The 25,060-nt window shown below is 72.5% G+C and carries 22 protein-coding genes; 5 read left to right on the forward strand and 17 right to left on the reverse strand.

Annotated elements, in window-relative coordinates; genetic code table 11:
- Positions 1–12: 12 nt before the first annotated feature.
- The 6 genes from AC3CHW_RS00235 to AC3CHW_RS00260 are packed head-to-tail and all read right to left on the reverse strand — an operon-like array spanning position 13 to position 5,582.
- Complete coding sequence (locus AC3CHW_RS00235; protein WP_488469107.1) at positions 13–858, reverse strand: fumarylacetoacetate hydrolase family protein; 846 nt, start codon at positions 856–858, stop codon at positions 13–15.
- Positions 859–872: 14 nt separating this feature from the next.
- Complete coding sequence (locus AC3CHW_RS00240; protein ID WP_488469108.1) at positions 873–1,799, reverse strand: 3,4-dihydroxyphenylacetate 2,3-dioxygenase; 927 nt, start codon at positions 1,797–1,799, stop codon at positions 873–875.
- A complete protein-coding gene (locus tag AC3CHW_RS00245; RefSeq protein ID WP_488469109.1) occupies positions 1,792–3,255 on the reverse strand; it encodes an aldehyde dehydrogenase in 1,464 nt (487 codons plus the stop codon). The genes AC3CHW_RS00240 and AC3CHW_RS00245 overlap by 8 nt, the downstream gene beginning before the upstream one ends.
- Before the next feature lie 46 nt (positions 3,256–3,301).
- A complete protein-coding gene (locus AC3CHW_RS00250; RefSeq protein ID WP_488471262.1) occupies positions 3,302–4,108 on the reverse strand; it encodes an acetoacetate decarboxylase family protein in 807 nt (268 codons plus the stop codon).
- A gap of 22 nt (positions 4,109–4,130) precedes the next feature.
- Positions 4,131–5,390: an NAD(P)/FAD-dependent oxidoreductase gene (locus AC3CHW_RS00255; protein WP_488469110.1), complete on the reverse strand. Its 1,260-nt coding sequence runs from the start codon at positions 5,388–5,390 to the stop codon at positions 4,131–4,133.
- A 3-nt stretch (positions 5,391–5,393) separates the two neighbouring features.
- A complete protein-coding gene (locus AC3CHW_RS00260; protein WP_187086351.1) occupies positions 5,394–5,582 on the reverse strand; it encodes a ferredoxin in 189 nt (62 codons plus the stop codon).
- A 360-nt stretch (positions 5,583–5,942) separates the two neighbouring features.
- On the opposite strand from AC3CHW_RS00260, the gene AC3CHW_RS00265 reads away from it, so the two are divergent.
- Both AC3CHW_RS00265 and AC3CHW_RS00270 read left to right on the forward strand, forming a co-directional pair.
- Entirely contained in the window at positions 5,943–7,298 is a 1,356-nt protein-coding gene (locus AC3CHW_RS00265; RefSeq protein ID WP_488469111.1) for a glutamine synthetase family protein, read from the forward strand.
- 19 nt (positions 7,299–7,317) lie between these two features.
- Positions 7,318–8,616 carry a cytochrome P450 gene (locus AC3CHW_RS00270; protein ID WP_488469112.1) on the forward strand — a complete coding sequence of 433 codons (1,299 nt, stop codon included), beginning with the start codon at positions 7,318–7,320 and terminating at the stop codon, positions 8,614–8,616.
- 73 nt (positions 8,617–8,689) lie between these two features.
- Here the strand turns inward: AC3CHW_RS00270 and AC3CHW_RS00275 are convergent, their stop codons facing one another.
- The 9 genes from AC3CHW_RS00275 to AC3CHW_RS00315 all read right to left on the reverse strand — a co-directional run bounded on the left by AC3CHW_RS00275 (position 8,690) and on the right by AC3CHW_RS00315 (position 18,708).
- Entirely contained in the window at positions 8,690–9,133 is a 444-nt protein-coding gene (locus AC3CHW_RS00275) for a nuclear transport factor 2 family protein (RefSeq protein ID WP_488469113.1), read from the reverse strand.
- Between the two features lie 43 nt (positions 9,134–9,176).
- The gene (locus tag AC3CHW_RS00280; RefSeq protein ID WP_488469114.1) at positions 9,177–10,625 is read right to left on the reverse strand and encodes an aldehyde dehydrogenase family protein; all 1,449 of its coding nucleotides are present in this window, start codon (positions 10,623–10,625) and stop codon (positions 9,177–9,179) included.
- Between the two features lie 57 nt (positions 10,626–10,682).
- Entirely contained in the window at positions 10,683–11,273 is a 591-nt protein-coding gene (locus AC3CHW_RS00285) for a TetR/AcrR family transcriptional regulator (RefSeq protein WP_176165725.1), read from the reverse strand.
- 8 nt (positions 11,274–11,281) lie between these two features.
- A complete protein-coding gene (locus AC3CHW_RS00290; protein WP_488469115.1) occupies positions 11,282–12,136 on the reverse strand; it encodes an ATP-binding cassette domain-containing protein in 855 nt (284 codons plus the stop codon).
- Positions 12,133–13,929 carry a dipeptide/oligopeptide/nickel ABC transporter permease/ATP-binding protein gene (locus tag AC3CHW_RS00295; RefSeq protein WP_488469116.1) on the reverse strand — a complete coding sequence of 599 codons (1,797 nt, stop codon included), beginning with the start codon at positions 13,927–13,929 and terminating at the stop codon, positions 12,133–12,135. The genes AC3CHW_RS00290 and AC3CHW_RS00295 overlap by 4 nt, the downstream gene beginning before the upstream one ends.
- The gene (locus AC3CHW_RS00300; protein WP_176165722.1) at positions 13,926–14,867 is read right to left on the reverse strand and encodes an ABC transporter permease; all 942 of its coding nucleotides are present in this window, start codon (positions 14,865–14,867) and stop codon (positions 13,926–13,928) included. The genes AC3CHW_RS00295 and AC3CHW_RS00300 overlap by 4 nt, the downstream gene beginning before the upstream one ends.
- 61 nt (positions 14,868–14,928) lie before the next feature.
- A complete protein-coding gene (locus AC3CHW_RS00305; protein WP_488469117.1) occupies positions 14,929–16,440 on the reverse strand; it encodes an ABC transporter substrate-binding protein in 1,512 nt (503 codons plus the stop codon).
- Between the two features lie 257 nt (positions 16,441–16,697).
- Entirely contained in the window at positions 16,698–17,687 is a 990-nt protein-coding gene (locus AC3CHW_RS00310) for a methyltransferase (protein WP_488469118.1), read from the reverse strand.
- Positions 17,688–17,757: 70 nt separating this feature from the next.
- The gene (locus tag AC3CHW_RS00315; protein ID WP_488471263.1) at positions 17,758–18,708 is read right to left on the reverse strand and encodes an aldo/keto reductase; all 951 of its coding nucleotides are present in this window, start codon (positions 18,706–18,708) and stop codon (positions 17,758–17,760) included.
- Positions 18,709–18,816: 108 nt separating this feature from the next.
- Between AC3CHW_RS00315 and AC3CHW_RS00320 the strand changes: the two genes are divergently transcribed.
- Both AC3CHW_RS00320 and AC3CHW_RS00325 read left to right on the forward strand, forming a co-directional pair.
- Entirely contained in the window at positions 18,817–19,557 is a 741-nt protein-coding gene (locus tag AC3CHW_RS00320) for an SDR family NAD(P)-dependent oxidoreductase (RefSeq protein ID WP_488469119.1), read from the forward strand.
- Between the two features lie 846 nt (positions 19,558–20,403).
- Complete coding sequence (locus AC3CHW_RS00325; RefSeq protein WP_187062750.1) at positions 20,404–20,766, forward strand: peptidase inhibitor family I36 protein; 363 nt, start codon at positions 20,404–20,406, stop codon at positions 20,764–20,766.
- A 270-nt stretch (positions 20,767–21,036) separates the two neighbouring features.
- Here the strand turns inward: AC3CHW_RS00325 and AC3CHW_RS00330 are convergent, their stop codons facing one another.
- Positions 21,037–21,717: a response regulator gene (locus tag AC3CHW_RS00330; RefSeq protein WP_488469120.1), complete on the reverse strand. Its 681-nt coding sequence runs from the start codon at positions 21,715–21,717 to the stop codon at positions 21,037–21,039.
- A complete protein-coding gene (locus AC3CHW_RS00335; RefSeq protein WP_488469121.1) occupies positions 21,669–22,970 on the reverse strand; it encodes a sensor histidine kinase in 1,302 nt (433 codons plus the stop codon). The genes AC3CHW_RS00330 and AC3CHW_RS00335 overlap by 49 nt, the downstream gene beginning before the upstream one ends.
- A 173-nt stretch (positions 22,971–23,143) precedes the next feature.
- Between AC3CHW_RS00335 and AC3CHW_RS00340 the strand changes: the two genes are divergently transcribed.
- The gene (locus AC3CHW_RS00340; protein ID WP_488469122.1) at positions 23,144–25,036 is read left to right on the forward strand and encodes an FtsX-like permease family protein; all 1,893 of its coding nucleotides are present in this window, start codon (positions 23,144–23,146) and stop codon (positions 25,034–25,036) included.
- The last annotated feature ends 24 nt before the right edge of the window (positions 25,037–25,060 follow it).

The following is a 25,060-nucleotide window of genomic DNA, read 5'->3' on the forward strand; positions in this document are numbered from 1 at the left end:
GCGGCCGGCCGGTCAGCGCCGCGGCGGCCTGATGCCACGGAACTCCCAGTCCCCGCCGAGTGCGGTGGAGCGCACCTCCTCGGACTCGGTCGGCTGGGCCCCCACGTCGGTGCGGACGGCCGTGGGGCCGGTGACGATGTGGTTGGTGAGGCAGCCGAGTCCCTCGACCTCCACCTCGACGACGTCGCCGGGACGCACCGGCCGGGAGTTGGCCGGGGTGCCGGAGAGCAGCACGTCGCCGGGGTACAGGGTGATGGTGCGGGCGATGTCGGCGACGAGGTAGTGCATGTCCCAGGTCATCTCGTCGGTGGAGCCGTCCTGGACGACCTGTCCGTTGACCCGGGTCCGCAGCCGCTTGCCGTGGAAGTCCCAGTCGGTGACCAGGCCGGGGCCGAGCGGGCACAGGGTGTCCGAACCCTTCACCCGCAGCATGGAGCCCGCGTCGGTGTCCCGGAAGTCGTGCAGGCCGTAGTCGTTGGCCACGGTGTAGCCCGCGATATGGTCGCCGGCCTGCGCCGGCGCGATGTTGCGGGCGGTCTTCCCGATGACGATGGCGACCTCGCCCTCGTAGTTGAGCCAGGTGCAACCCTCGGGGCGGACGACCGCGCCCCGGTGGCTGTTGAGCGCCGAGGTGGGCTTGTGGAAGTACGTGGGGGTGTCGGGCAGGTCGAGTTGGAACTCCTCCACCCGGCTGCGGTGGTTGAGGTGGACCGCGATCACCTTGGAGGGGGTGACCGGCGGGAGGTGGTGGGCGTCCTCGACGCTGACGCGGCGGCCGTCGCCGGCGATCAGGTAGTCGCCGTCGCGGACGGCCTGGACGGCTGCGCCGTCGAGGAGGATGCGGCGGTACTCGGGCATGGCGGGTGGCCTTTCTAGGCGGGGCGGGGTGCGGCGGGCGAGGCGGGTTGGCCGGTGCCGGTCCAGCCGTCGGCGGGGCGGTCGAACCAGAGGTGTACCTGTCCGGTGCCCACCGAGTTCTCGTACTCGCCGTACTGGCGTCCCCTCGCGGTGCACGCCCGCTCGCCGAGGGCGCCGGCCATCATCAGGTAGTGGAAGAACTTCGCCTCCGGCTTGACCTGCCAGAACGCGTCCATGGTGTCGATGACCCGGTCGTGGCGGCCCTGGCTGAGCCAGTCGATGCGCTCCAGGTCGGCCGCCCGCGCCCGCGGCGAGAAGATGTGTACCGGATCGCTGGCCTCGTGGTCGCGTAGTTCGCGCAGCGGCCAGAAGGTGTGGGAGAGGGCGCCGGAGGCGATCAGCAGGACGCGTCGGCCCGGGGTCGCGGCGATGCCGTCGGCCACCGCGCGGCCGAGGCGCAGGTGGTCCTCCATGTCGCCGGTCTGGCACACGCCGATGGACAGCCAGCGCTTGTCGGGCAGCCCTTCGCCGAGGAACTTCCACAGGTTGATCGTGGCGTAGTAGATCGGCAGGTGCACGTCCTCGATCGGGGTGATCCAGGTGCCGTGCTTGTCGGCGAACGAGGCGATGTGGTGGGCGAGTTCGGGGTCGCCGGGGAAGTCGTACGGCATCCGGCACATGCCGCGCGGCAGTTCCTCGGAGGTGTACAGGCCGGCCCGACGGTGCTGGGCGGCCACCACGAACTCGACGGTGGTGGCCCAGTGCGAGTCCATCACCAGGACGGTGTCGTAGTCGTCCCGCTCGAAGACGTCCCGGCGGAGCTGCTGGAGACCGGTGACGAGGGTGACCTCCTTGCCCTCGTTGAGTTCGAGCCGGGTCTCCCGGGGGAGCACGATGGTGGGCACGTGGGCGAGCAGGCCCGCCCCGACGATCTCACCCATGGTCCTTCCAACCCTTCGGCGCGGTGACCGTGTTCTTGAGGTCGCAGTAGAAGTCGAAGCTCCAGGTGCCACCCTCGCGGCCGATGCCGGAGTGGCGGGAGCCGCCGAAGGGTGCCTTGAGGTCGCGGACGAAGAAGCAGTTGACCCAGACGGTGCCGGCGACCAGGCGGGCGGCGACGCGTTCGGCGCGCTCGGGGTCGCCGGTGGCGAGCGTGGCGGCCAGGCCGAAGCGGGTGTCGTTGGCCAGGTGGACGGCCTCGTCCTCGCTGGTGAAGGTCTGCAGGGTCAGGACCGGGCCGAAGACCTCCTCCTGCACGATCTCGGAGTCCTGTCGTACGTCGGTCAGCAGGGTGGGCGCGTAGTACTGGCCCTCGCCCGGATGCCCGCCGATGACGGCGCGCGCGCCGGCCGCCAGGGCCCGCCGTACGAAGCCGTCGATCTTGGCCACCTGGCGGGGGTGGATGGTGGGCCCGATGTCGGTGGACTCGTCCCGTGGGTCGCCCTGCCGCAACCCGGACGCCTTGGCGACGAGGCGGCGGGCGAACTCCTCGGCCACGGCCTCCTCCACCAGGAGACGGGTGGCGGCCAGGCACACCTGACCGGCGTTGTCGTACTGCTCGACGGCGAGGTCGACGGCCAGGTCCAGGTCCGCGTCGGCGAAGACCAGCAGCGGTGACTTGCCGCCGAGTTCGAGGCTGAGCGGGGTGAGGTTCGCGGCTGCCGAGGCGGCGATGTGCTGGGCGGTGGGCACGGAGCCCGTGAAGCTGATGCGGCGCACGTCCGGGTGGCTGGTCAGCGCGTCGCCGACCTCCGAGCCGTAACCCTGTACGACGTTGAGCACGCCCGCCGGCAGGCCGGCCTCGGCGGCGATGTCGGCGAGCAGCGAGGCGGTCAGCGGCGACCACTCGGCGGGTTTGAGCACGACCGTGTTGCCGGCGGCCAGGGCCGGGGCGACCTTCCAGGTCGCCAGCATCAGCGGCGCGTTCCAGGGGGTGATCAGTACGCACGGGCCCGCCGGGTCCCAGGTGACGTGGTTGGTGTGGCCTCGGGTGGCGAAGTCCTCGTGCTCCAGGGTGAGCAGCCAGTCCGCGAAGAAGCGGAAGTTGTGGGCGACGCGCGGCATGACACCGCGCCGGTGGGAGCGCAGCAGCGCGCCGTTGTCCACGGTTTCGACGTTGGCCAACTCTTCGGTGCGCCTCTCCACGCCGTCGGCGATGGCGTGCAGGAGGCGGGCGCGTTCGGCGCGCGGGGTGGCGGCCCAGCCGGGGAAGGCGGCCTTGGCGGCGGCCACGGCCGCGCGGGCCTCGTCGGCGGTGCCCCGGGAGATCTCCCCGATGGGGGCGCCGTCGATGGGTGAGGCGTCGGTGAAGGTCCGCGGGGAGGCGACCCGCTGGCCGCCGATCCAGTGCCGGGTGTCGACGGCGACCCCGGCGACGGTGGTGCGGTGTGCGCTCATGGCCTGTTGCTCCTGACGGTCAAGGCGTGAGTGGGGCGGGGCGCGGTCACTGGGCGCCCGAGGTGTGGGTCGCCAGGAGTCGGCCGCCGTCCCAGACCACGCCGACCTGCTGGTAGTAGGCGGCGATCGGCTCGTGGATCTCCAGGCGGGCCAGTTCCTCCGTGGGCGCGTCGAACAGTTCCAGCTCGGCCTCCCCCACCCAGGGCTGCCCGCCCTCGAAGGCGGCGGCGCCGGACTCGACCAACTCGTCCAGGGCCAGGCCGCCGCCCTTCTCGATGGAGGGCAGCCAGCGGTGGTGGGCCATGGGGTGGCCGTTGACGAACCCGTTCGTCGGGGAGGGTTCGCGCAGGGTGACGACGGCCTGGGCCAGGCGCCGGTCCGCGGCGGCCAGGGTGGCGCCGAACCGGGCGCCGGCCTCGATCCGCGGGGCGGGCCCGTAGGGGTGGGGGCGGGTCTGGTGGATGGAGCCGAGCTTCTTCGGGTAACCCTGGTGCAGCCCGCGGGCGATGGCGAAGTCCTTGTCGACCCAGATGTAGACGCAGCGGGTGTAGGTCCGCTCGCCCAACTTGCAGCGGACGACGGCGAACGCCTCCTTGTACTGGGCGAGCACCGGGTCGAGCAGCTCCCGCCCCGAGGCGGCGCAGGACTGCCAGTCGGCCCAGATCAGCGCCACCGCGCCGGGGTCCTCGTCGGCGAGCTCCAGCGGCTGGGGCAGCAGTTCGCGCACCCGGGCGGGGTCGGTGCGGTACTCGACGGTCAGCAGGTCGCCCGAGTAGCGCCACGGCGGCGGGGGGATCAGCGACGCGTCGCCCGTCGCGGTCTTGGGGTGGAAGTATCCACGCACCCTGGTCACGGTCACTTGGCTCTCCATGGGGCTAGGTGGTCGGGGACTGCTGGAGGAGGTCGGCGCGGTGCCGGGCGGCAGCCGCCACGGCCACCCGGCCCCCGAGGGCGACCACGCCGACCAGGCGGCCCTCGCGGTGGTAGCCGACGACGACGTCCGCGCCGGGCTCGCCGTACAGGACCCTGGCGTCCGCCGTGCCGAGGGCCGGGGCGCCGAAGGACTGCAACCGGACGTCGTGCTGGTCGCTCCAGAAGGTCGGCAGCGGCGCGAAGGGCGCCAGCTCGCCGCCGACGCCCACCTCGGAGTCGGCTTCGGTTCCGGCGTCGGCTTCGGCCTCGGCTCCGGCTCCGGCGAGGTGGGCGGCGAGCACCCTGGCGGCGTGCTTGGCGGTGTCGGTGGGGATCGACCAGTGCTCGACGCGACGGGGTACGCCGTCGTAGCGCAGGCCGGGGAAGCGGGCGATGTCGCCGACGGCGACCACGTCGGGTCGCCCGCCGACGCGCAGGTGGGCGTCGGTGAGTACGCCGTCGGTCAGGTCGAGCCCGTTGCCGGCCAGCCACTCGGTGTTGGCGAGCGAGCCCACCGACTCCACCACCACGTCCGCGGCCAGCGTGCCGCCGTCGTCCAGGCGTACGCCGGTGACGCGGTCCCGGCCCGCGAAGCCGGTCACGTGCCTGCCGAGGGCGAAGCGCACGCCGCGCCGTTCGTGGCGGTGGCGTAGCTCCGTGGCGAGCAACTCGCCCAGGGGGCCGAGCAGGGGCAGTGGCAGTGGGTCGACGACCGTGACGTCGGCCGCGCCGAGCGCGCTGACGGTGGCGGCGACCTCGCAGCCGATGAAGCCGGCCCCCACCACGACGACGCGCGCGCCCGGCTCGGCCAGTGCGGCGCGCAGCCTCCGCGCGTCGGCGAGGGTGCGCAGGGTGTGTCGGCCAACCGACGGGCCGGGGCAGGTCAGCCGGCGTGGGCGCGTGCCGGTGGCGATGACCAGCGCGCGGTAGGGCAGTGTGCGGCCGTCGGCCAGGTCGACGGTGCGGCGGTCGAGGTCGGCTCGGACGGCCCGGGTGCCCAGCAGCCAGGTCGCGTCGGCCACGCTGGGTCGCGGTCGCAGGGTGAGGGAGGCCGAGGACGCCGTGCCGGCGAGGAACGCCTTGGACAACGGCGGCCGGTTGTACGGCGGGTGGGGCTCGTCCCCGACGAGGGTGATCGGCCCGTCCCAGCCGGCGGCGCGCAGTTGCTCGGCGGCGCGCAGGCCGGCCAGGGACGCACCGACCACGACGACGGGGGCGCGCACGGCTCAGTGCTCGATCCGGATGGCCTGCAGCGGGCACACGTCGGCCGCCTCCTCCACCGCGTCGCTCAGGGCGTCGTCGGGGTTCGGCAGGTGGGTCAGGCGCCCGGCGTCATCGAAGCGGAACACCTCGGGCGCGGCGAAGACGCACTGGCCGTGGTCCTGGCACTTGCTCATGTCGACGACGACCTTCATGGCGGGTCCTCCTGGTACGGGTACGTGAGGGGGCGTCGGAGGGGAGATGCGGGGCCCGACCCCGGGGGTCGGGCCCCAGCCAGCGGGACGGCGGGCACACCGTAACTCGTTTGGCTTCAAACAAGATAGGAAGCGGCCACCCTCGGGTCAATAGCTATCCGGATGGATAAATTTCTGCCGCCAACCCCTTGCCGGCGACCGGCGACCTCCCTACCGTTTGACGTCAAACAACAGCGCCTCCCGCACACCGCGGTACGAGGCACGGCCCCTGGCATTCCCCTCCCCCCGGCCCACTCCCCCGGCCCTTCCCCTCGCGCCCCACGGCCCTGGGAGGCGCCCCCTTCCCCAGAGGAGACACCGGTGAGCGCATCCGACACCTCACCCGTCCACCGGCGCATGGAGCAGTTGGCCGCCGCCGGCATCGACGTGGTCCGGGTGACCTATCCCGACCTCATCGGCACCGAACGGGCCCGGGACGTCCTCCTGGACCACCTCCCCTCGGCCTGCGACCACGGCCTGACCTTCTGCCGCGCCGTCTACCACACCAGCCCACAGGGGGACACAGTCGACGTCGCCGGCGGCCTCGACGCCGGCCTGCCCGACATCCGCGTCACCCCCGACCTGGACACCCTGACGGCACTGCCCTGGGAACCCGGGGTCGCCACCTGCCTGGGCGACGTCACCGACCCGGCCACCGGGCTGCCCGCGCCGGAGTCACCCCGCGACCTGCTGCGCGCCGTCCTCGACCGGTGCGCCGAACACGGCCTGCGGCCCGTGGTGGGGCCGGAGTTGGAGTACTTCCTGTGCGACGAGGCGCCCGACCGGCCACAGGGTTGGCGCCGCTACAGCGACGCCGACGGCGTCGTCTACACGGCCGGGCTGCGCGCGGACCGGGACAACCACCTGCTGCGCACCCTGCGCCTGCTGCGCGACCTGGACATCGGCGTCAGCGGCGGCAACCACGAGTACGACGGCTCCCAGTTCGAGATCAACCTGACCCACGGCGACGCGGCGCGCGCCGCCGACCGGGCCTTCCGCTTCAAGTCCGCGATCAAGGAGCTGGCTCGCAAGGAGGGGCGCCTGGCCACCTTCATGGCCAAGCCCTTCAACGACGCCGGCGGCTCCGGCTTCCACCTCCACCTGTCCTGCGTGGACGCGGAGGGCGCGAACGTCTTCGCGGACCCCGCCGCGCCGTACGGCCTCTCGGCCACCGCGCGGCACGCGCTGGCGGGCATCCTCGCGCACGCGCCGGCGCTCAGCGCCCTGGCCAACCCGACCGTCAACTCCTACAAGCGGATCGGGCCCGACACCCTGGCGCCCTGGCTGATCGACTGGGGCCTGGACAACCGCAGCGCCATGGTGCGCGTCCCGCCCGAGCGCGGCGCCGGTTCCCGCCTCGAACTGCGCCTCGGCGACGCGAGCGCCAACCCGTACCTCCTGATCGCCGCCACCCTGGCCGCGTCCCTGCTCGGCATCCTGGCCCGCGAGGAGCCGCCGGCCCCGCTGGAGGGTTACGGCTACGACGCCGCGCGGGCCGAGCCACTACCGGCCACCCTGTCCGCCGCCCTCGACGCACTGGAGGCGGACACCGCGCTGACCGAGACGCTGGGCAAGGACTTCACCGCGTCCTACCTCGCCTACAAGCGCGACGAGGTCACCCGCTTCCAACGGCACGTCACCGACTGGGAGTTCACCGAGTACGCCTACCACCTGTGACGCCGAGGAGGCGACAGCCATGAGCCGCGTGCCACCCCCGCCCGCCACCACCGACGCCGCGCGCGAACCGATGCCCCTGGCCGAGGTGGACCTCGCCGACCTGGACCGGTTCACCGACGGCGTCACACCCTGGCGGATGTTCCACACCCTGCGCCACCAGGACCCCGTCCACTGGCAGCCGGAGGACGCCCCGAACTCCGGCTTCTGGGCGGTGACCCGACACGCCGACATCGCCCGCGTGGACCGCGACTCCGAGACGTTCACCTCCACCAGGTTCGTCAACCTGGAGGAGGTCGACGACGACCAGATCAGGCGGCGCGCCTCGCTGCTCGAACTCGACGGCCTGCGCCACCGGGCCCTGCGCGGGTTGCTCCAGCGCCAGTTCGGCGCGCGCGTCATCAGCGGCTACGCCGACTTCCTGCGCGGCCTGACCGCCACCACCCTGGACGCGGCCCTGGCCAGGGGCACCTTCGACTTCGTCAAGGAGGTGTCGGCCGACTTCCCCATCAACGTCCTCGCCCGCCTGCTCGACGTGCCGCCCGAGGACAACCAGCGGCTCATCGACTGGGGCAACCGCATCATCGGCCACACCGACCCCGACTACGCCGACGTCCTCCTGGACAGCGCGGAGAGCGAGCGGTACCGCGACCTCCCCTTCCGCTCCCCCGCGTCGCTCGAGGTCTTCGCCTACGGGCGGGAGTTGGCGCGGCAGCGACGCGGCGGCGCGGGCACCGACCTGGTGTCCCGACTGGTCAACGAGGTGCCACGGGACGGCGTGCCGCTGTCCGACCGGGACTTCGACAACTACTTCCTGCTGCTGGTCGTCGCCGGCAACGAGACCACCCGGCACACCATCAGCCACGCGATGCTGGCGCTCCTCCAACACCCCGAGCAACTCGCCCGGCTGCGCGACGATCCCTCCCTCATCCCCACCGCGGTCGAGGAGTTCCTGCGCTGGGCCTCCCCCGTCTACCACTTCCGCCGCACCGCCACCCGCGACACCGAGCTGGGCGGCAAGCGCGTCCGGGCCGGCGAGAAGGTCGTCATGTGGTTCGCCTCCGGCAACCGCGACGAGGAGGTCTTCGGCGACCCGTACGCCTTCGACGTGGCCCGCCGGGACAACGACCACCTCACCTTCGGCAAGGGCGGCCCGCACCTGTGTCTGGGCAACCAGTTGGCCCGCACCGAGATCCGCATCCTGTTCGAGGAGCTCGTCCCGCGCCTCGCCGACGCGCGCCTGGCCGGCGACGTGCCACGGGTGCGGTCCAACTTCGTCAACGGCATCAAGCGCCTGCCCGTGACGGTCACCCTGGCCTGACCCGGCGGCGCGCACGCGCATCGGCCCCGCGGCGTCGCCGCGGGGCCGATGCGCGTGCGCCGGTGGGGCGTACTCAGTCAGCCGTCTGGTCGCCGGACTCGGCGCCGGTCCCCGCCGCCCCGGCCGGGTCGGAAGACTCCGGGTCGCGGCGGAAGAACGTCTTGCTGGCGATCAGCCACGCGCCGTCCTGGCGTACCAGCGAGAAGTGGTTGGTGAAGTCGTGGCCCTGGTAGCCGTACTCGTCGAGCACGGCCACCGCCACGTCACCGCTGACCTCCACCGCGCGGATGCTGTACGTGTAGTCGCGGGACCACCTGGGGGCGTCCTCGTCGGCCGCGACGACCTCGCTGAACGCCTCGATCGGCGCGGAGACGAACTGCTCGCCGAGGTAGCCCCACATGTGCGCGTCCGCGCGGAAGGCGGCTCGCACGGCCTTCGGGTCGGCGGCGCTCACCGCCGACACGTACGCCTCCACCGCGGCCCGCACGTCGTCGTGGGTTGTCTTGTGCTGACTCATCTGACTCTCCTCATGGGGGTGACGGGTTGGCGGGTTGGCGGGATCAGCCGTGGTGCATCCACACGCCCTTGGTCTCGGTGAACACGTCCAGCGCCTGCGAACCCATCTCCCGCCCCCACCCGCTGGCCCCGAAGCCGCCCCAGGGCGCCGCGGGGTCGGGGACCGGCGGCATGTTGACGAACACGGCACCCGCGCGGATGTCCGCGGCGAGCCGGTGGGCCGTGGACAGGTCCCTGGTCCAGATCGCCGCCGCCAGCCCGTACCGGGTGTCGTTGGCCCGCGCCGCCAACTCGTCCTCGTCCTCGTAGCTGAGCACGGGCAGCACGGGACCGAAGACCTCCTGGCGGGCGATGGCCATCTCGTCGCGTACGCCGGCGAAGACGGTGGGCCGGTAGAAGTTGCCGCTCTCCAGGTCGCCGTCGGCGCGCGTCCCGCCGGTGACCAGTTCGGCTCCCTCGGCCACGCCCTCCTTGACCAGGGCGTCAACCCGTCGCAGGTGCTCGTCGCTCACCAGCGGTCCCAGCTCGGTCTCCGGGGCCAGGCCGGGCCCCAGGCGCAGGGCGGCGACGGCCGCCGCGAGCTTCTCGGTGAACTCCTCGGCCCGGCGCCGGTCGACGTAGAAGCGCGCGTAGGCGGCGCAGACCTGTCCGCTGTTGAGCAGCGCGCCCTGGACGTTGCCTTGCACGGCGGCGTCGATGTCGGCGTCCCTGGCGATGATGCTGGGCGCCTTGCCGCCCAGTTCCAGGGTGACCCGCTTGAGGTCGTTGGCCGACGCCCGGACGATGCCCTGACCCACTTCGGTGGAGCCGGTGAAGGAGACCTTGTCCACCCGGGGGTGCTCCACCAGGGCCCGGCCCGTCGCGGGGGCGCCGGTGAGCACGTTCACCACGCCCGGCGGGAACCCGGCCTCCTCGCACAGCCGCGCCAGGTGCAGGCTGGACAGCGGCGTCTGCTCGGCCGGCTTGAGGATCACGGTGTTTCCGCAGGCCAGCGCGGGTGCCATCTTCCACGAGGCGATCATGAGCGGGAAGTTCCAGGGGGTGATCAGCGCGCACACCCCGACCGGCTCGCGCCGCGTGAAGTGCGTGGTGTCCGGGAAGGAGACCGGGCTGACCGCTCCCTCGATCTTGGTGACCCAGCCCGCGTAGTAGCGGAAGTGCTCCGCGGCCCCCGCGACGCTGACCGTACGGGCCACCCCCAGTGGCTGGCCCTGGTCGCGGGTCTCCCACTCCGCGAGCCGCGTCGCGTCGCGGTCGATCAACTCGGCGACCCGCCAGAGCAGTTTGGCGCGTTCGGCGGCGGGCAGCCTGGCCCACGCGGGGTCCGCCAGCGCCTGCCGCGCGGCCCCCACGGCGGCGTCCACGTCGGCCTCCGCGGCCTCGGCGCAGGTTCCGATGACCGATCCGGTGGCGGGGTCCAGGGTGGTGAACTCCGCCCCGTTGGCGGCGGCCGTCCACTCGCCCGCGATGAAGAGCCGACCTCGCACGTCCATAAGGGATCCCTTTCTTGGCCTGGGGCGCGCTCCAGGAGCGCGCCCGCGGGAGGTGGATCAGTCGGTGATGTTGCGCATCAGCCGGTCGACATGGGCGCGGTGTTCGGGGATCAGCTCGCCGCTGGGGAACATGAGGCAGGTGACGTTGGCCCCGATGGACATGCTGATGACCTCGCCGGCCAGCGCGGTCACGGTCGGCGCCTCGGGTGACTCGCCCCTGTCGCGCGCCTCGGCGATCCGCACCGCGAGCCGCCTGCGCCACTCCCTGAGGTGCTCGCGGTAGAGGGTGGCGAGTTCCTCGTTGGCCACCGAGTGCTCCCACAGGGAGAGCAGCACGCGGGCGGAGTCGATGCGGTACGTGTCCAGCGGCAGCGTCACCTCGATGTCGTGCCGCAGCGCCTCCTTCGGGTCGAGCGAGGGATCGCCGTCGTTGATCCGCTCGTTCATCTCCGCGAGCACGCTCTGGAACGTGGCGGCCACGATGCTGTCCTTGCTGGGGAAGTAGCGCTTGAGCGCGCCATTGGCGAATCCCGCCTCAGCGACGATGCTCCTCATGGTCGCGGCCTCGAAGCCGCCCTGGATGATGAGCTTCTTCGCGACGGCGACGATCTCTCGCCGTCGCTGATCGTGGTCGATAATCTTCGGCATAGTTGTCCCTACGGTACTGGCGATCCAGCCGCCGTACGAAGCCCGAGCCAGCTTCGCCGGCGCTCGGCCTGGCGGGCCGGATCGGCCACCGGGGAGGCCAGCAGCAGCCGCTGGGTGTAGGTGTGTCCGGGGTTGCGGGTGATCGTCTCGTTCGGCCCGGTCTCCACGCACTCCCCCTGGTACATCACCGAGACGCGGTGGCAGATGCGGCGCACCACGCCCAGGTCATGCGAGACGAAGAGGTAGGAGACGCCGGTCTCGCGCTGGATGTCGATGAACAGGTCGATCACCGCCGCCTGGGTGGTCAGGTCGAGGGCGCTGACCGGTTCGTCGCAGACGATCAGGCGTGGCCGGCGCACCAGCGCGCGGGCGATGGCGATGCGTTGGCGCTGGCCGCCGGAGAACTCGCTGGGGTAGCGGGTCACGGTGTCGGCCGGCAGTCGGACGTGGTCGAGCATCTCGGCCACCGCGGTCCGCGCGGCGGCCCGGCTGGTGCCCGAGGCCGTGAGCGGTTCGGCGAGGATCTGTCCGACGGTCAGCGTCGGGTCCAGCGAGCCGTAGGGGTCCTGGAAGACGACCTGGAGGTCGGCCGCGAGCTTGCGCCGGGCGGCTCCCCTGGCGTGGGTGATGTCGCTGCCGGCGAACGTGATCCGGCCGGAGGTGACGTCGGCCAGGCCCAGGATGGCCTTGCCGAGGGTGGACTTGCCCGAGCCGCTCTCGCCGACCAACCCCACGCACTCGCCGGGCGCGATCGTCATGGAGACACCCTTGAGCGCGCGGAAGGTGGTGCGTCCGCGTCGGTAGTCCACGACCAGGTCGGCCACGTCGAGCAGCGGGGCGTCGCCGTTGGTGTCCGTGTTCATGCGCGCACCGTCCGTCCGGCCTTGTTCCAGGCCGCGTCCAGTTCGGCGCGGCTCTCGGTGTCGTCCTGCGAGGCTTTGATGAGCTCCGCGGTGTACGGGTCGCCGGGGTGGGCGAAGATCTGCTCGACCGCGCCGGTCTCGATGACCCGGCCGTCCTTCATGACGGCGACCCGGTCGCAGATGTCGGCGACCACGCCGAAGTTGTGGGTGACGATGACGAGCGCCATTCCGTACTCCCGCTGTAGCTCGCGCAGGAGTTCGAGCACCTCGGCCTGGACCGTGACGTCGAGCGCCGTGGTGGGTTCGTCGGCGACCAGCAGGCTGGGGTTGCCGGCGACGGCTCCCGCGATCAGGACGCGCTGGGCCATGCCGCCGGAGATCTGGTGTGGGTGGCAGGCCAGTACGCGGTCGGGGTCGGTGATGCCGACCCGCAGCAGCACCTCGCGGGCCCGCTCCCGGGCCTGTGCCCTGGTCAGCTTGTGTACCGCCCGCAGGGGTTCCATGAGTTGGTGGCCGACGGTGTAGCAGGGGTCGAGGTTGCTCATCGGTTCCTGGGGCACGTAGCCGATCTGGGTGCCGAGCAGCGCGTGCCGACCGGCCCGTGACAGGTCGCCGACCGGCTGGCCGCCGATCCAGATGCCGTCGGCCGTGGCCCGGCCGTCGGCCGGGAGCAGGTCGAGGGCGGAGAAGACGGTCTGCGACTTGCCGGAGCCCGACTCGCCGACGATGCCCAGCACCTCTCCGGGGGCGACGTCCAGGCAGACGCCGCGTACGACCCGCTTGTCGCCGTGCGGTGTGCGGTAGCTGACCCGGAGGTTGTCGATGCGCAGCGCGCTGGCCTCGACGGGGTGCACGAGTGCGCCGGTCCTGTCGGTGGCCTCCTCGGGCACCTGCTCGGCGGAGCGCCGGCGGCGGGGTGCCGGCTCGCCGCGTACGCTCACCAGGTCGGCCAGGGTCGAGCCCATGAAGGCGAGGGCGGCGATCGTGATGCCCAGCGCCGCCGACGGCCACAACAGGATGAGCGGGTGGGTCAGCATGGTGCGGAACCCGTCGTTCATCATCTGGCCCCAGTTGGCCTCCGACGCGGTGCCGATGCCGAGGAACTGCAGGCCGGTCTGCATGCCCATGGCGATGCCCGCGGTGAGGGCGGACTGGATGATCACCGGCGCGTGCACGGCCCGCAGCACGTGGGTGTGGAGGATCTTGACGTGGGTGAGCCCGGCGACGCGGGCGGCGTCGATGTAGGGCTCCTTGCGCACGGCCAGCGCCCTGGAGCGGGAGATGCGGTAGTAGCCCGGCGCCATGAACGCGCCGACCGTCACCATCAGCACCGTGAAGTCCGCTCCCGTGCCGGCGGCGACGATGAGCAGCACGATCATGCCGGGGACGGACTGCACGCCGTCGCTGATCCAGGAGAAGACCCGGTCGGTGAGGCCGCCGAAGTAGCCGGCCGCCACTCCGGCCGGCACCCCGAGCGCGATCCCCGTCAGGCAGGCGACGGCCGCCCCGTACAGGGTCGTGCGCGCCCCGAACAGCAGTCGGCTGAGGATGTCCCGGCCGGCCGAGTCGCCGCCCATCCAGTGGCTGGAGTCGGGTGGTGCCTGGGTGAGGGCGAAGTCGACGTAGTTGGGGTCGTGCGGGGCGAGCAGCGGGGCCAGCAGCCCGGCGATGACCACCAGGAGGAAGACCGCCAGCGCGGCGACCCCGACGGGGCGGCGCAGGTACCGGGACCACAGTCCTCGCCCCGCCGGGGCGGGCGCGGTCCCCTCTGCGGGGGTTACGGCATCGATCATTTCTCGCGCACCTTCGGGTTGACCCACCCGAGCACGAGGTCGAGTAGGAAGTTGACGACGACGACGAACACGACCGTCACGACGGTCAGCCCGAGCAGGACCGGGATGTCGCCGATCTGGGAGGCCGACTGGGTGAGGCTGCCGATGCCCGGCAGGTTGAAGATGATCTCGACGACGATGGCGCCGCCGAGCAGTCCCACGAACATCACCGCGAGCACGGTGAGCGCCGCGGGCGAGGCGTTGCGCAGCACGTGCACGGTCACGCGCCGGGCGGAGAGTCCGCGGGCCCGCAGCGTGCGGACGAAGTCCTGGTTGTTGACCTCCTGGAAGCCGTTGCGGAGCTGTTCGGCGATCATCACGATCGCGCCGAGCGCCAGGGCGATCGAGGGCAGGGTGATGGAGCGCAGCCACTGCGTGCCGGAGTGGGACAGCGGCACGTAGCCGACGGCGGGGAACCACTGGAGCTTGATCGCGAAGGCCATGACGAGCATGAGGCTCACCCAGAAGCCGGGGAGAGCGAACAGGACCACCGAGGCGAGCTTGAGGACGCGGGCCAGGACGCCGCCGGGGTTCAGTCCGGTGGCCACGCCGACGACGAGTCCGACGACGGCCGCGAGCAGCGTGGCGGCGACCACGATCGACAGGGTGACGGGCACGCGCAGTTCGATCTGGTCCGAGACGGGTTGGAAGTTGCGCCATGAGGTCCCGAAGTCGCCGCGCACCGCGTGCGAGAGCCAGTCCCAGAACTGCGTCATGAGCGGGCGGTCCAGGCCGAGTTGCTCCCGCAGCGCCGCCCGCTGGGCGGGGGTGGCGCTGTCGCCGAGCAGGCCGGGGGTGGGATCGCCGATGGCCAGGTGGGCCAGGAAGAAGGAGGCGGACGTGACGACCACCAGGAGGACGGCCCCTGACAGCAGGCGCCGAAGCGTGAATCTGATCATGTGAAGACCCCTCTGGGGGCGGCGTCGCCCGCACGCCGGGCGTCCGCCGCCGGAACGGGAACTAGCCGCGCTGGAGGAACCGCAGGGTCGGGAACATCATCCCGGTGATGGGGGTCACCGTGATGCCCTTCTTGCTGAAGTAGGTGTTGTCCGCCTGGTACCAGACGTCCTGCCATGCCTGATCGGTGACTTCCGCGTTGAGCCGGCGGATCAGCGCGAGTTGCTCCTTGCCGGTCGTGGCGCCGATCTCGCCGAGCAGCCCGTGGAGCTTGGGGAACGCCTCGGTCGAGGGGTTGGGGTTGAACCACTGCTGGGAGGCGATCCGGCCGTCCACCGACGCCGCGGCGTTGGAGTCCAGGGCCACGACCGCGACGAACATCGGGTAGGTCGCGGCGTTCTTCTGGTAGTCGGCGGGCGACAGGTTCTTCCAGGTCACCTTGATGCCGATCTGGCCGAGGATCTGCTGGACGGCGGGCTGCCAGGGTTGGAAGATCGATGACATCGGCATGGTGACACGGAACCCGTCGGCGTAACCCGCGTCGGCCATGAGTTGCTTGGCCTTCTCCAGGTCGAAGGCGTACCGGTCGTTGAGCGAGGCGTCATAGGCCGGATCGCCAGCGGGGAAGACCTGGTTGGTGGCCACCCCCGCGCCCTGGCCCACCGACTTGAGGATGGCCGCGCCGTCGAAGGCGTGGTTGATGGCGCGCCGCACCCGTACGTCACCCAGCGGCTTGAGTTGTTTTCCCGTGCGGTCGGTGAACTGGATGCCCACCCAGGTGGCGACCTTGGACGCGATGTTCCAGCCGTTGCGCTTGGCGTGCGGGGTGTCCGCGGCGTTGGCGTAGGCGACGTCCAGTTGTCCCGAGAGCATGGCGTTGAAGCTCGCGGTCGGGTCGGCGATCGGCAGGACGCGCACGGACTCGAACGGGTAGGTGCGGCGGTCCCAGTGTTGCGGCTTGCGGGTGAAGGTGTACTGCGATCCGGGGGTCGAGTCACCCTGGTCGTAGGTGTACGGGCCCGATCCGACGGGCCGGGCGACGAGCGACTTGGCCTTGATCGCGGCCGGGGACGCCATCCAACTGCGTCCCAGGCCCATGTTGTACAGCAGGGCGTCGTCCTTCTTCTTCAGGCGAAGGGCGATGGTGTCCGCGTTGACCCGGCGGACGTCGGCGACGTTGGCGTAGGTCTGGCCGGAGCGGACGCCGGCCTTGAGGTGGTTGAGGTTGGCCACCGCGGCGGCGGCGTCGAAGGACTGGCCGTCGGTGAAGGTGACTCCGGAGCGTAGCCGCATGGTGAGCGTCAGGCGGTCCGGGGAGTACGTCCAGGAGGTGGCGAGTGCCGGGATGGGCTGGGACTTCTCGTCCAGGGCGACCAGCGGGTCGTAGACGGCTGACAGGTAGGGGCCGTCGAAGCCGATGTCGGCCTGTGCCGGGTCCCAGGAGGTGACGTCGAGGAGGGTGCCGATCCTGATCTTCTCGACGGGTCCGTCGCCGGAGTTGGCTCCGGCGTTCGTACAGGCGGCCAGCGCGAGGGCGACGACCGCGACAAGTGTGGCTCTCCAGATCCTCTGCATGGAATCTTCTCTCAAGTAAGAGGGGCGCTGATGCCAGATCGAGCCGGGAGAGGAAACCGCAGGTCCTCTTGGCCGTCGCAACGCTCGGCCCAAAGACGGGGGCGGGTGCCTGAAGGAGTTCCCCTGCCCGCCATCTCACGTGTCGTGGCCGTTAGTCTACGGTCGTCGGCAAAAAAGGCAATGGCCCCGCCACAGCCAATTTGGCAGGGGCGGGGCCGTTGTTCAGCCAGGTGCCGCGGGGGGTGGAAAGGGGCCGGTCAGACGGCCTCGGCGACGATGACGCGCGGGCTTCCGGGCAGGGCCAGCACCTCGCGCTGACGCCAGCCGGCCGCCGTGAGCCAGGCCGTGACCTCGGACTCCGGGTAGACGACCGTACCGTCGATGACCAGGTACTCCCCCGCGTGCAGCGCGTCGATCGGGCGCTGGCGATCGTCGTCGTCCAGCAGGAAGTCGAGCAGCAGCAGGGTGGCGCCCGCGCGCGCGGCGGCCCGGGCGTTGGCCAGGATGGCGCGGTTCTGCTCGGCGGTGAAGCGGTGGATCACGTGGTTGACCATGACCAGGTCGTGCTCCCCGCCCGGGTCGGCCTCGGCGGTGGCCGCGGGATCGATGCGGGCCCGGCCGGTCAGGCCGGCCGCCGCCAGCGCCTCGGCGATGGCCTCCGATGACTGCGGGTCGAAGACGAAGCGCGCCGACAGCTCCGGGTTGGCCTGGAGGGCGCCGATGGCGAAGGCCGGGGAGAGGCCGCCGAGGTCGAGCAGGTCGCGGTAGGGGCCGAAGTCGAAGGACCTGGCGAGCATGGCGGCGTGCAGCGCGTTGTAGCGCATCACCCCCGCCATGAACGACTTCCAGCGCTCCTCGTCCATCGCCAACTCGCCGGGCTTGGTCGTGTCGACGGTGGTGTCGAACTGGAGCCAGTGGCCGTAGCTGATCTCGTTCAGGAAGGCGAGGAAGGGGTGCAGGTCGAGGTCGCCCTCGCCGGTCAGATGGGCGGCGGCGTCCGGCGCCAGGGCGTAGCGGCCCGCCCGGCGCTCGAGCAGCCCCAGTCCGTTCATGGCGTCGGCGAGTATCCGCGCCATGCGCTCGCTGACACCGGTCGCCGAGGCCAGTTCGGCCACGTCGCGCTCGCCCTCGGCCAGGGCCCGGAAGAGTCCGACGCGCGCGGCGGCGAAGAGTTGCTTGGCGCCCATGTAGCCGGCGGCGATCTCCACGATGCGGTCGGGCGAGGCGGGCGTGCTGGGTGCGGTCATGGTGTCCTCCTGAAGGGTTGTCCTACGACTGTTGAACGGGTGCGCGCCCGCCCGCGGGCGGCGCCGTGCCTCACCAGGTGCCGTCCGCGGCCACGTCGCGATCGAGCCACAGGTCCGCCACCGCCTCGCGCAGCGCCGCCGCTCCCACCCTGTCGAGCAGGGCGATGGCGCCGACGTTGTCCTCCCACTGCGCCCGCCGGCTCACGCCGACCAGCACGTTCGCGGTGCCGGGGTTGGCCAGGCAGAAGGCGATGCCCAACTGGGCGGGGGACGCGCCGAACTCCTCGGCTACGCGGCGCACCTGGTCGTACGAGGCGGCGACGCGCTCGCGGATGCCGCCGACGTCGGCGCCGATCTTGCGGTTCGGGCGGAGGTTGCCGACCAGCAGGCCGCCCTCGAAGACGTCGGATGCCTGGAGGGCCAGCTCCCCGGAGTCGAACAGGGGCGCGTAGTAGCGGCCCTCGGCCATGGACCTGCGCGCCAGGCCGTACTTGAGCTGCGCGAACGAGGGCGGTACGAGGCCCCGCTCGCGGGCGATGTCGAGGGCCGCGCGCAGGTCCGCGTACCGCCAGTTGTTCACACCCCAGGTGGCGAACCGGCCGGCCTCGATCTGCTCGGCGACGTCGGTGACGACGCGCTCGACGTCCAGGTCGCCGAGGTAGTCGCCCACGACCACCATGTCGGCCCGGTCGACGCCCACCCGCTCCAGGGACGTCTCCATCTGCTGGGTGAACCCGGTGCCCGGGTAGTCCCAGAGCCAGAGCTTGCCGCAGAACTGCCAGTCGGAGCGGGCGAGTCCGGCCTCCCGCACGGCGCGGCCGAAGATCAGGTCGGTGCGCGCGTTCTCCGCGTGCGGTCCCATGTTGTAGTGCGCGACGTCGAAGAAGGCGCAGTCGAGCTCCGCGGCCCGGGCGATCAGCGACACCGCGTCATCGAATTCCATTCGGTCCCAGGTGTTCCAGGACCCCAGTGCCAGCACCGGTACGTCGGGGCCACCAGGCCCCAACCGACGGCGGGGCACGGACTGCGTAGTGCTCAAAGCTCCTCCCGGAAGCCTCGGCTTTTTCGTCTACACTTGTATACTATACGGCCCACGCCGCGACAGGGGTCTCGGCGGAGGGGAGTGACAATGAAGCGCACACGCACCGTCCTCGTCACCGGCGGAGCCGGGGGGATCGGCCAGGCGGTGGCCCGGGCCTTCGCCACCGCGGGCGAGACCGTGGTGATCGCCGACCGGGACGCCGAGCGCGTCACGGAGACAGCCCGCGCCCTGGGCGTCCACGGCCGGGTTCTCGACATTACCGACGAGGCGTCGATCGAGCGCGAACTGGACGCGCTACAGGACGAGTTGGGCCCCGTCGAGGTGCTGGTGAACAACGCGGGCCTGCTCACGACGCACGGCACGCTCATGGAGTTGCCCGGCAGCGATCTCGACACCATCCTGCGCACCAACGTGGTGGGCACCTTCCTGATGACCCAGCACGTCGCGCGCCGCATGGTCGCGGCCCGCGTCGCCGGCACGATCGTCAACATCTCCTCGATCGGCGGCCGGCAGCCCACGCCGGGCATGGGCGGTTACGAGAGCAGCAAGGCGGCCGTGGACGCGGTCACCCGTTGGGCCGCGATCGAACTGGCCGAGCACGGCATACGCGTCAACGCCGTCGCGCCCGGCCCCGTCCTCACCGAGATGCTGGCGGCCGGCATGCCCGAGGGGTCACCGCAACGCCAGGCGTGGGAGGGACGCATCCCGCTGCGCAAGCTCGCCGCCGTGGACGACGTCGCCGCGGCGACCGTCTTCCTCGCCAGCGACGCGGCGGCGCACATCACCGGCACCAGCCTGCCGGTGGACGGCGGCCAACTGCTGACCTAGCCACTGCGGCGTGCCGCCCGCGTACGGAAGGGCGGCGCGTTCCAGCAGGCCCACGTCACCCCCGGCCCCGGCGAGGAGGCCGGGCGGCACGTGGCGGGACCGCCGGCCCGGGCCGGGCGCCCGACGAGGAGAACTCAGCCTGGGAATCGGCCGGTTGGGCTCCCCTTCCGGGCTTCCGGCTCCGGGCAGCGGACGCCGGCCCCACGCCGCTCCCGTCACCCGGGCCCGCTCGGGCACGTTCCGCTCCCACTCGGACACGGAACCTCTCTCTCCAGGCTCGTCGCACTCTTCCCACCTGCACACGTGGGGCGCCAAAGCCGCATCGCTCGGGCCGCCAGAAAGCGGCAACGGGCGCGCTCCAAGGGGATTTGACGGATAAGTCGGGGTTGGCGCGTCGATAGGCCGAACCAGTGTGCCAAGCTTGTGCACGTACCTCGGAAACGGAATTCGTAGCCGAAGTCCTGAAACATACGGCATGGCCAGAGCCACAGCACACGGACTCCCGGAAGCCCTTGGCGGGCAACCGAAACGGTCACGGTGCGGCCATGGCGCGGTTGCGGACTCGCGACCACGGCGCGACAGGCACGGGGCGGCCCGCCGCCCGGCCGGTCACCGCCGAACCACCCGTTCCACGATCGACACCCACGCCGACAGGCACGACGGACACGCGACGTCGAACGCACGGACACCAGATGTGGATTCCACCTGCGCATGCGGCGCGTGACTTCGACACACGTAGGCGACCCGCGATTCGGCGTGCGGGGGCAACACACGGAAAGCGACGCACGGAACGTGGCGCGCGATATTCCGACGCGCGACGACCTGACGAGAGAAAGGCATGACGCCATGAAGAAGTCCCTCATCGCCGGCGCCGTAGCGGCGACCTGCATGGCCGCTACCACCGTCCTCGCCGGCGCCACCCAGGCCAGCGCCAACCCCAACGACTGCCCCGGCGGTTACGTGTGCGTGTGGGGTGACAGCAACTACGAAGGGCGCTTCCTGTTCGTGCCCGGCACCTCCCGGTCGAACGTGGGCGACCACATGAACGACCTGACCACCGCCCTGTGGAACCGCACTGGTTCGCGGGTGTGCTTCTACGACCACTCCAACTACGGCGGCTCCGTGTTAGCCATCGTGAGCCCCGGGGAGTCCCGTGGCAACATCGGCCCGACGGCCAACGACAGAATCTCCTCGTGGCGGGCCTGCTAACCCTCGCGCCCACAGCGTCGACAGTGCCGGTGCCGGTGCCGGCGGCCTGAGCGCGCCTGCCACGGGCTCGTCTCCCGTGGCAGGCGTGGGCGCGGTGCGCCACACGGGCACGTGGGGCGCGCCGTGAAGGGTGTGACGGCGGGGGCTCGGGCGGATCGCCCGGGCGACTGACCGGAGGGGTCCCGGCCGCACGTACCGGGCCGGGGCCCCTCTCCACGTGCGGCCGATCCTCGGCGGCCGGCGACCTGCCCGGCCCGGTGGCGGGCGGGCTCAGGCGCGCAGGAACTCAAGGACCGCCATCACCCTGCGGTGGGTCTCCTCGGCCGGTGGCAGGTCCAGCTTCATCAGGATGTTGCCGACGTGCTTGCCCACCGCGGCGTCCGAGACCACCAGCGCGCGACAGATCGCCGCGTTGGACCGCCCCTCGGCCATCAGCGCCAACACCTCGCGCTCGCGCGGGGTCAGCCGCTCCAGCGGGTCCCGGCGGCGGCGCAGCAACTGGCGCACCACCTCCGGGTCGACCACCGTGCCGCCGGCCGCCACGGCGCCGACCGCCGCCACGAAGTCGTCGACCTGGCCGATCCGGTCCTTGAGCAGGTAGCCGACGCCCGAGCCGTCGCCGGAGTCCAGCATGTCCGCGGCGTAGGAGCGCTGCACGTACTGGCTGAGGACCAGCACCGGCAGGCCGGGGCGCCGCTCGCGCAGCGCGACGGCGGCCCGCAGCCCCTCGTCGGTCTGGCCCGGGGGCATGCGCACGTCGGTGATGACGATGTCCGGTACGTGCTCGGCGACGGCGGCGTGCAACGCCTCGGCGTCCCCCACCGCGGCCACCACCTGGTGGCCGAAGCGGGCGAGCAGGCCGATCAGCCCCTCGCGCAGCAGCACGCTGTCCTCGGCCAGGACTATGCGCTGCGGGTCGGGCTCGGTGGGGTCGGGCTCAGCGGGGTGCAAGGGATCTCCACGCGCAACAGGGTCGGGCCGCCGGGCGGGCTGTCCAGCGTCAGTGCGCCGTCCACCACGGAGACCCGGTCGGCCAGCCCGGTCAGGCCGGTGCCGCCCGCCGGATCGGCGCCGCCTCCCCCGTCGTCCCACACGTCGATGGTCAACAGCCCGTCAGCGTAGCGTCCCTCGATCCGGGCGGCCTCGGCGCCGCTGTGCCGGGCGATGTTGGCCAGCGCCTCGCAGACGGCGAAGTAGCCGGCCGACTCGACCGCGGGCGCGAACCGTCCCGGCAGGTCGAGGCGGACCTCGACGGGCACGGGCGAGCGGTCGGCGGCGTCCGCGCAGGCGTCCGGCAGGCCGCGGTCGGTGAGCACCTGGGGGTGGATGCCGTGGATCAGCTCGCGCAGCTCGGCGAGGGCCGCCCCCGCCTCGCGCTGCGCGGCGGCCAGTCGGGTGGCGAGCTCGCTGCCGGCCGGGGCGTCCAGGCGGGCGAGCCCCAGCGCCATCGACAGGGCCACCAGGCGCTGCTGGGCGCCGTCGTGCAGATCGCGCTCGATCCGGCGCCGCTCGGCCTCGAAGGCGTCCACGAGGCGGGCCCGTGAGCTGACCAGTTCGCCGATCCGTACCTCCTGGCCGGTCGGTGACAGCAACAACCGGGCCAGCGCGGCGCGGCCGGCCGCCACCGCGGTCAGCGGATACGCGCACAGCGCCGCCGCCGCGAGGCCCGCGACCCCCAGCGCGCCGGCCACGGCCGGCGAGTGGACCACCCACACCTTGAGGACGTTGACCTGCTCGCCGTCGGCCAGCAGCAGCGGCAGCGCGCCCAGCAGATAGGCCGGCACCACCAGGGCGCCACCCACCACGATCAGGTCCACCGGCCACAGCAGGAAGGCGGCCAGCACGGTGAAGCCCAGCTCCCGCCAGGTCGCCTGCTCCCGGTAGCGCAGCCGCAACCAGGCGGACAGGCCCGGGCGGACCGGCACCTGGTGTGGGTCGGCCACCCGCGTGCCGTCGAGCAGCCGCAGCAGCCCGCGCTCCCAGGGCGCGTACGCCACTCCCACCAGCCCCAACGCCGCCAGCAGCGGCAACCCCACGAGCACGACGGCCAGTGCCCCGAAGACCACCACCGCCACCAGCAACCCCGCGCACAGCAGGGCCCCCGTCACCCCGCTCACCAGCAGGTAGCCGGCCGCCCGCCACGGCAGCGCCGAACACGCGAACCCCGGGCGCAGCATCGCGCGCCACACGCCGCCCTCCCTCATGCGCCCAACCCCTCGCCCCGCTCGTCCAACCCCACCCGACCCAACCAGCCACCGTGCCAGCCAGTCGACCCACCCTAGGCGCCGTTGCCGCCGCGCGCGGTAGGGCGGGCCCTACCCCGCACGGTGACCCGTGCCCCACTGATCGGGACCGCCCGGGCCGGTTGGCTTGTGGCATGAGGATGTTGCCGATTGCTTGGAAGTCCCTACGGGCCCGCTGGGTTGGTCTCATCGGGGCGTTCACGGCCCTGGCGCTCGGCGTCGCGATGACGACGGTGATGCTGCTCGGGCTGGCCACCGCCCTGGCGTTGCCCGGCGGGGAGGCCGTGGTGTCGCTGGTGGCGGCGCTCGGCACGGCGGGCGGGGTGAGCGCCTTCGTGTCGGCGTTCGTGGTCGCCTCCACCTTCTCGTACGCGGTGGCGCAGCGCCGGCGTGAACTGGGCCTGCTGCGCCTGGCCGGTGCCACCCGGGCGCAGGTGCGCCGGGCCGTCCTGGCCGAGGCCCTGATCCTGGGCGTCGCGGCCTCGGCCGTGGGGTGTGTGCTCGGCCGGCTCGCGGCGCCCTCGATGGTGCGCTGGCTCGGCGACGTCGACATGGCGCCGCGCGACCTCGCGCTCGGTTCGCAGCACTGGCCCCTGTACGCCGCCTTCTGGACCGGCCTGTTGGTGGCCCTGGGCGGGGTGGCGGTGGCCGCCCGGCGGGCGGGGCGGCTGGGGCCGCTGGACGCGTTGCGCGATGCCGAGGTGGACACCGGGGTGATGACCGCCGGTCGTTGGCTGTGGGGCCTGGGGTTGCTCACCGCCGCGGCCGTCCTGGTCGGTGCGGCCCTGTGCACCGACCCCGCCGAACTGCTGCGCCGCAAGACGTACACCGTGCGCCCGATGGTGCTGATCTCCGCCTGCGGGCTGCTCTCGCCCGTCCTGGCGCGGCCCCTGCTGCGCGCCCTGACCTGGTGGCCGGCCCGGCACACCGCGTACGCCGGGCGCCTGGTGCGGGCGAACGCGTCGGCCGCGGTGCGCCGCACGGGCGCCGTGGCCGCGCCCGTGCTGGTGGCGGTGGCGCTGACGGGGTCGCTGGCCGGGGCGCTGGAGACGGTGAGCGCGGCTCGTACCGTCGAGGCCCGTTCCCGGACCGCCGCCGACTTCGTCGTCGTGCCGACCACCGCCTCCCCCGACGCGCTGGTCGACGCGCTGCGCGCGGTGCCGGGGGTGACCGTCTCGGCGACGGCGCCGACCCCGCTGTCGCTGGTCGAGCCGGACGGCACGGTGGTGGACTCCGAGGCGAGGACCGCCGAGCCGGCCGCTCTGGCGGCGCTGGCCAGGCTGCCGGTGCGCGCGGGGGCGGTGTCGGCGCTGGACGATGGCGGCATCGTGTTGCCCGAGGAGTGGGGGCGCACCACCGTCGGGGACCCGGTGCCGGTGATCCGCGCGGACGGCAGTCGGGTGACGCTGCGGGTGGCCGCCGTGCTGCGCGACGGCCTGGGCGACAACGGCCTGTACGTCACGCCGCCCAACGGCCCGGGCGCCCGCGTCGACCGCGTCGAGATCAGGCTGACCGGCGCGGCCGACGCCACCACGGTGCGGCGGCTGGACGCCGCGGCTGCCCGGTTCGACGCGAGCGTCGACACCCGCGAGGAGTGGTTGGCGGCCACCTCCCCCGCCGCCAGCCGCGTGGCCTGGCTGCGCACCGTCCTGGTGCTGGGTCTCGCCCTGGTGTACACCGGGATCGCGCTCGCCAACACCCTGGCCATGGCGACCGCCGACCGGCGCCGCGAACTGGCCCTGCTGCGGCTGGCCGGCGCCACCCGGGCGCAGGTGATCCGTCTGGTGACCGCCGAGTCGGTGCTGGTGGTGGTGGTCGGCGCGGTACTGGGCTGCGCGGTGGCCGGCGTCCAACTCGGCACCATGCACGCCGGCTTGGCGATGCTCGCGGTGGACGCGCCGCTGACCGTGCCGTGGCGCCCCGTCGCCCTGGTCACGGGCGCGTGCGTGCTGGTCGCGGCTCCGTGCGCGGCGCTCAGCGCGGCCTGGGCGTTGCGGCGTCGGCCGGTGACGGTGGCGGCGGGGTAGGGGGGCCCAGGCCGGGGGCGTGCG

This window comes from Streptomyces sp. MGP-BFMKR1 (assembly GCF_057766585.1).

What these genes read in the sequence shown, in the direction of transcription:
- AC3CHW_RS00285 (WP_176165725.1), bottom strand. Translation starts at nt 11,273, where the DNA reads ATGCCGAAGATTATCGACCACGATCAGCGACGGCGAGAGATCGTCGCC.
- AC3CHW_RS00235 (WP_488469107.1), bottom strand. Translation starts at nt 858, where the DNA reads ATGCCCGAGTACCGCCGCATCCTCCTCGACGGCGCAGCCGTCCAGGCC.
- AC3CHW_RS00335 (WP_488469121.1), bottom strand. Translation starts at nt 22,970, where the DNA reads ATGAGGGAGGGCGGCGTGTGGCGCGCGATGCTGCGCCCGGGGTTCGCG.
- AC3CHW_RS00275 (WP_488469113.1), bottom strand. Translation starts at nt 9,133, where the DNA reads ATGAGTCAGCACAAGACAACCCACGACGACGTGCGGGCCGCGGTGGAG.
- AC3CHW_RS00340 (WP_488469122.1), top strand. Translation starts at nt 23,144, where the DNA reads ATGAGGATGTTGCCGATTGCTTGGAAGTCCCTACGGGCCCGCTGGGTT.
- AC3CHW_RS00270 (WP_488469112.1), top strand. Translation starts at nt 7,318, where the DNA reads ATGAGCCGCGTGCCACCCCCGCCCGCCACCACCGACGCCGCGCGCGAA.
- AC3CHW_RS00320 (WP_488469119.1), top strand. Translation starts at nt 18,817, where the DNA reads ATGAAGCGCACACGCACCGTCCTCGTCACCGGCGGAGCCGGGGGGATC.
- AC3CHW_RS00310 (WP_488469118.1), bottom strand. Translation starts at nt 17,687, where the DNA reads ATGACCGCACCCAGCACGCCCGCCTCGCCCGACCGCATCGTGGAGATC.
- AC3CHW_RS00300 (WP_176165722.1), bottom strand. Translation starts at nt 14,867, where the DNA reads ATGATCAGATTCACGCTTCGGCGCCTGCTGTCAGGGGCCGTCCTCCTG.
- AC3CHW_RS00295 (WP_488469116.1), bottom strand. Translation starts at nt 13,929, where the DNA reads ATGATCGATGCCGTAACCCCCGCAGAGGGGACCGCGCCCGCCCCGGCG.
- AC3CHW_RS00245 (WP_488469109.1), bottom strand. Translation starts at nt 3,255, where the DNA reads ATGAGCGCACACCGCACCACCGTCGCCGGGGTCGCCGTCGACACCCGG.
- AC3CHW_RS00240 (WP_488469108.1), bottom strand. Translation starts at nt 1,799, where the DNA reads ATGGGTGAGATCGTCGGGGCGGGCCTGCTCGCCCACGTGCCCACCATC.
- AC3CHW_RS00325 (WP_187062750.1), top strand. Translation starts at nt 20,404, where the DNA reads ATGAAGAAGTCCCTCATCGCCGGCGCCGTAGCGGCGACCTGCATGGCC.
- AC3CHW_RS00280 (WP_488469114.1), bottom strand. Translation starts at nt 10,625, where the DNA reads ATGGACGTGCGAGGTCGGCTCTTCATCGCGGGCGAGTGGACGGCCGCC.
- AC3CHW_RS00290 (WP_488469115.1), bottom strand. Translation starts at nt 12,136, where the DNA reads ATGAACACGGACACCAACGGCGACGCCCCGCTGCTCGACGTGGCCGAC.
- AC3CHW_RS00260 (WP_187086351.1), bottom strand. Translation starts at nt 5,582, where the DNA reads ATGAAGGTCGTCGTCGACATGAGCAAGTGCCAGGACCACGGCCAGTGC.
- AC3CHW_RS00305 (WP_488469117.1), bottom strand. Translation starts at nt 16,440, where the DNA reads ATGCAGAGGATCTGGAGAGCCACACTTGTCGCGGTCGTCGCCCTCGCG.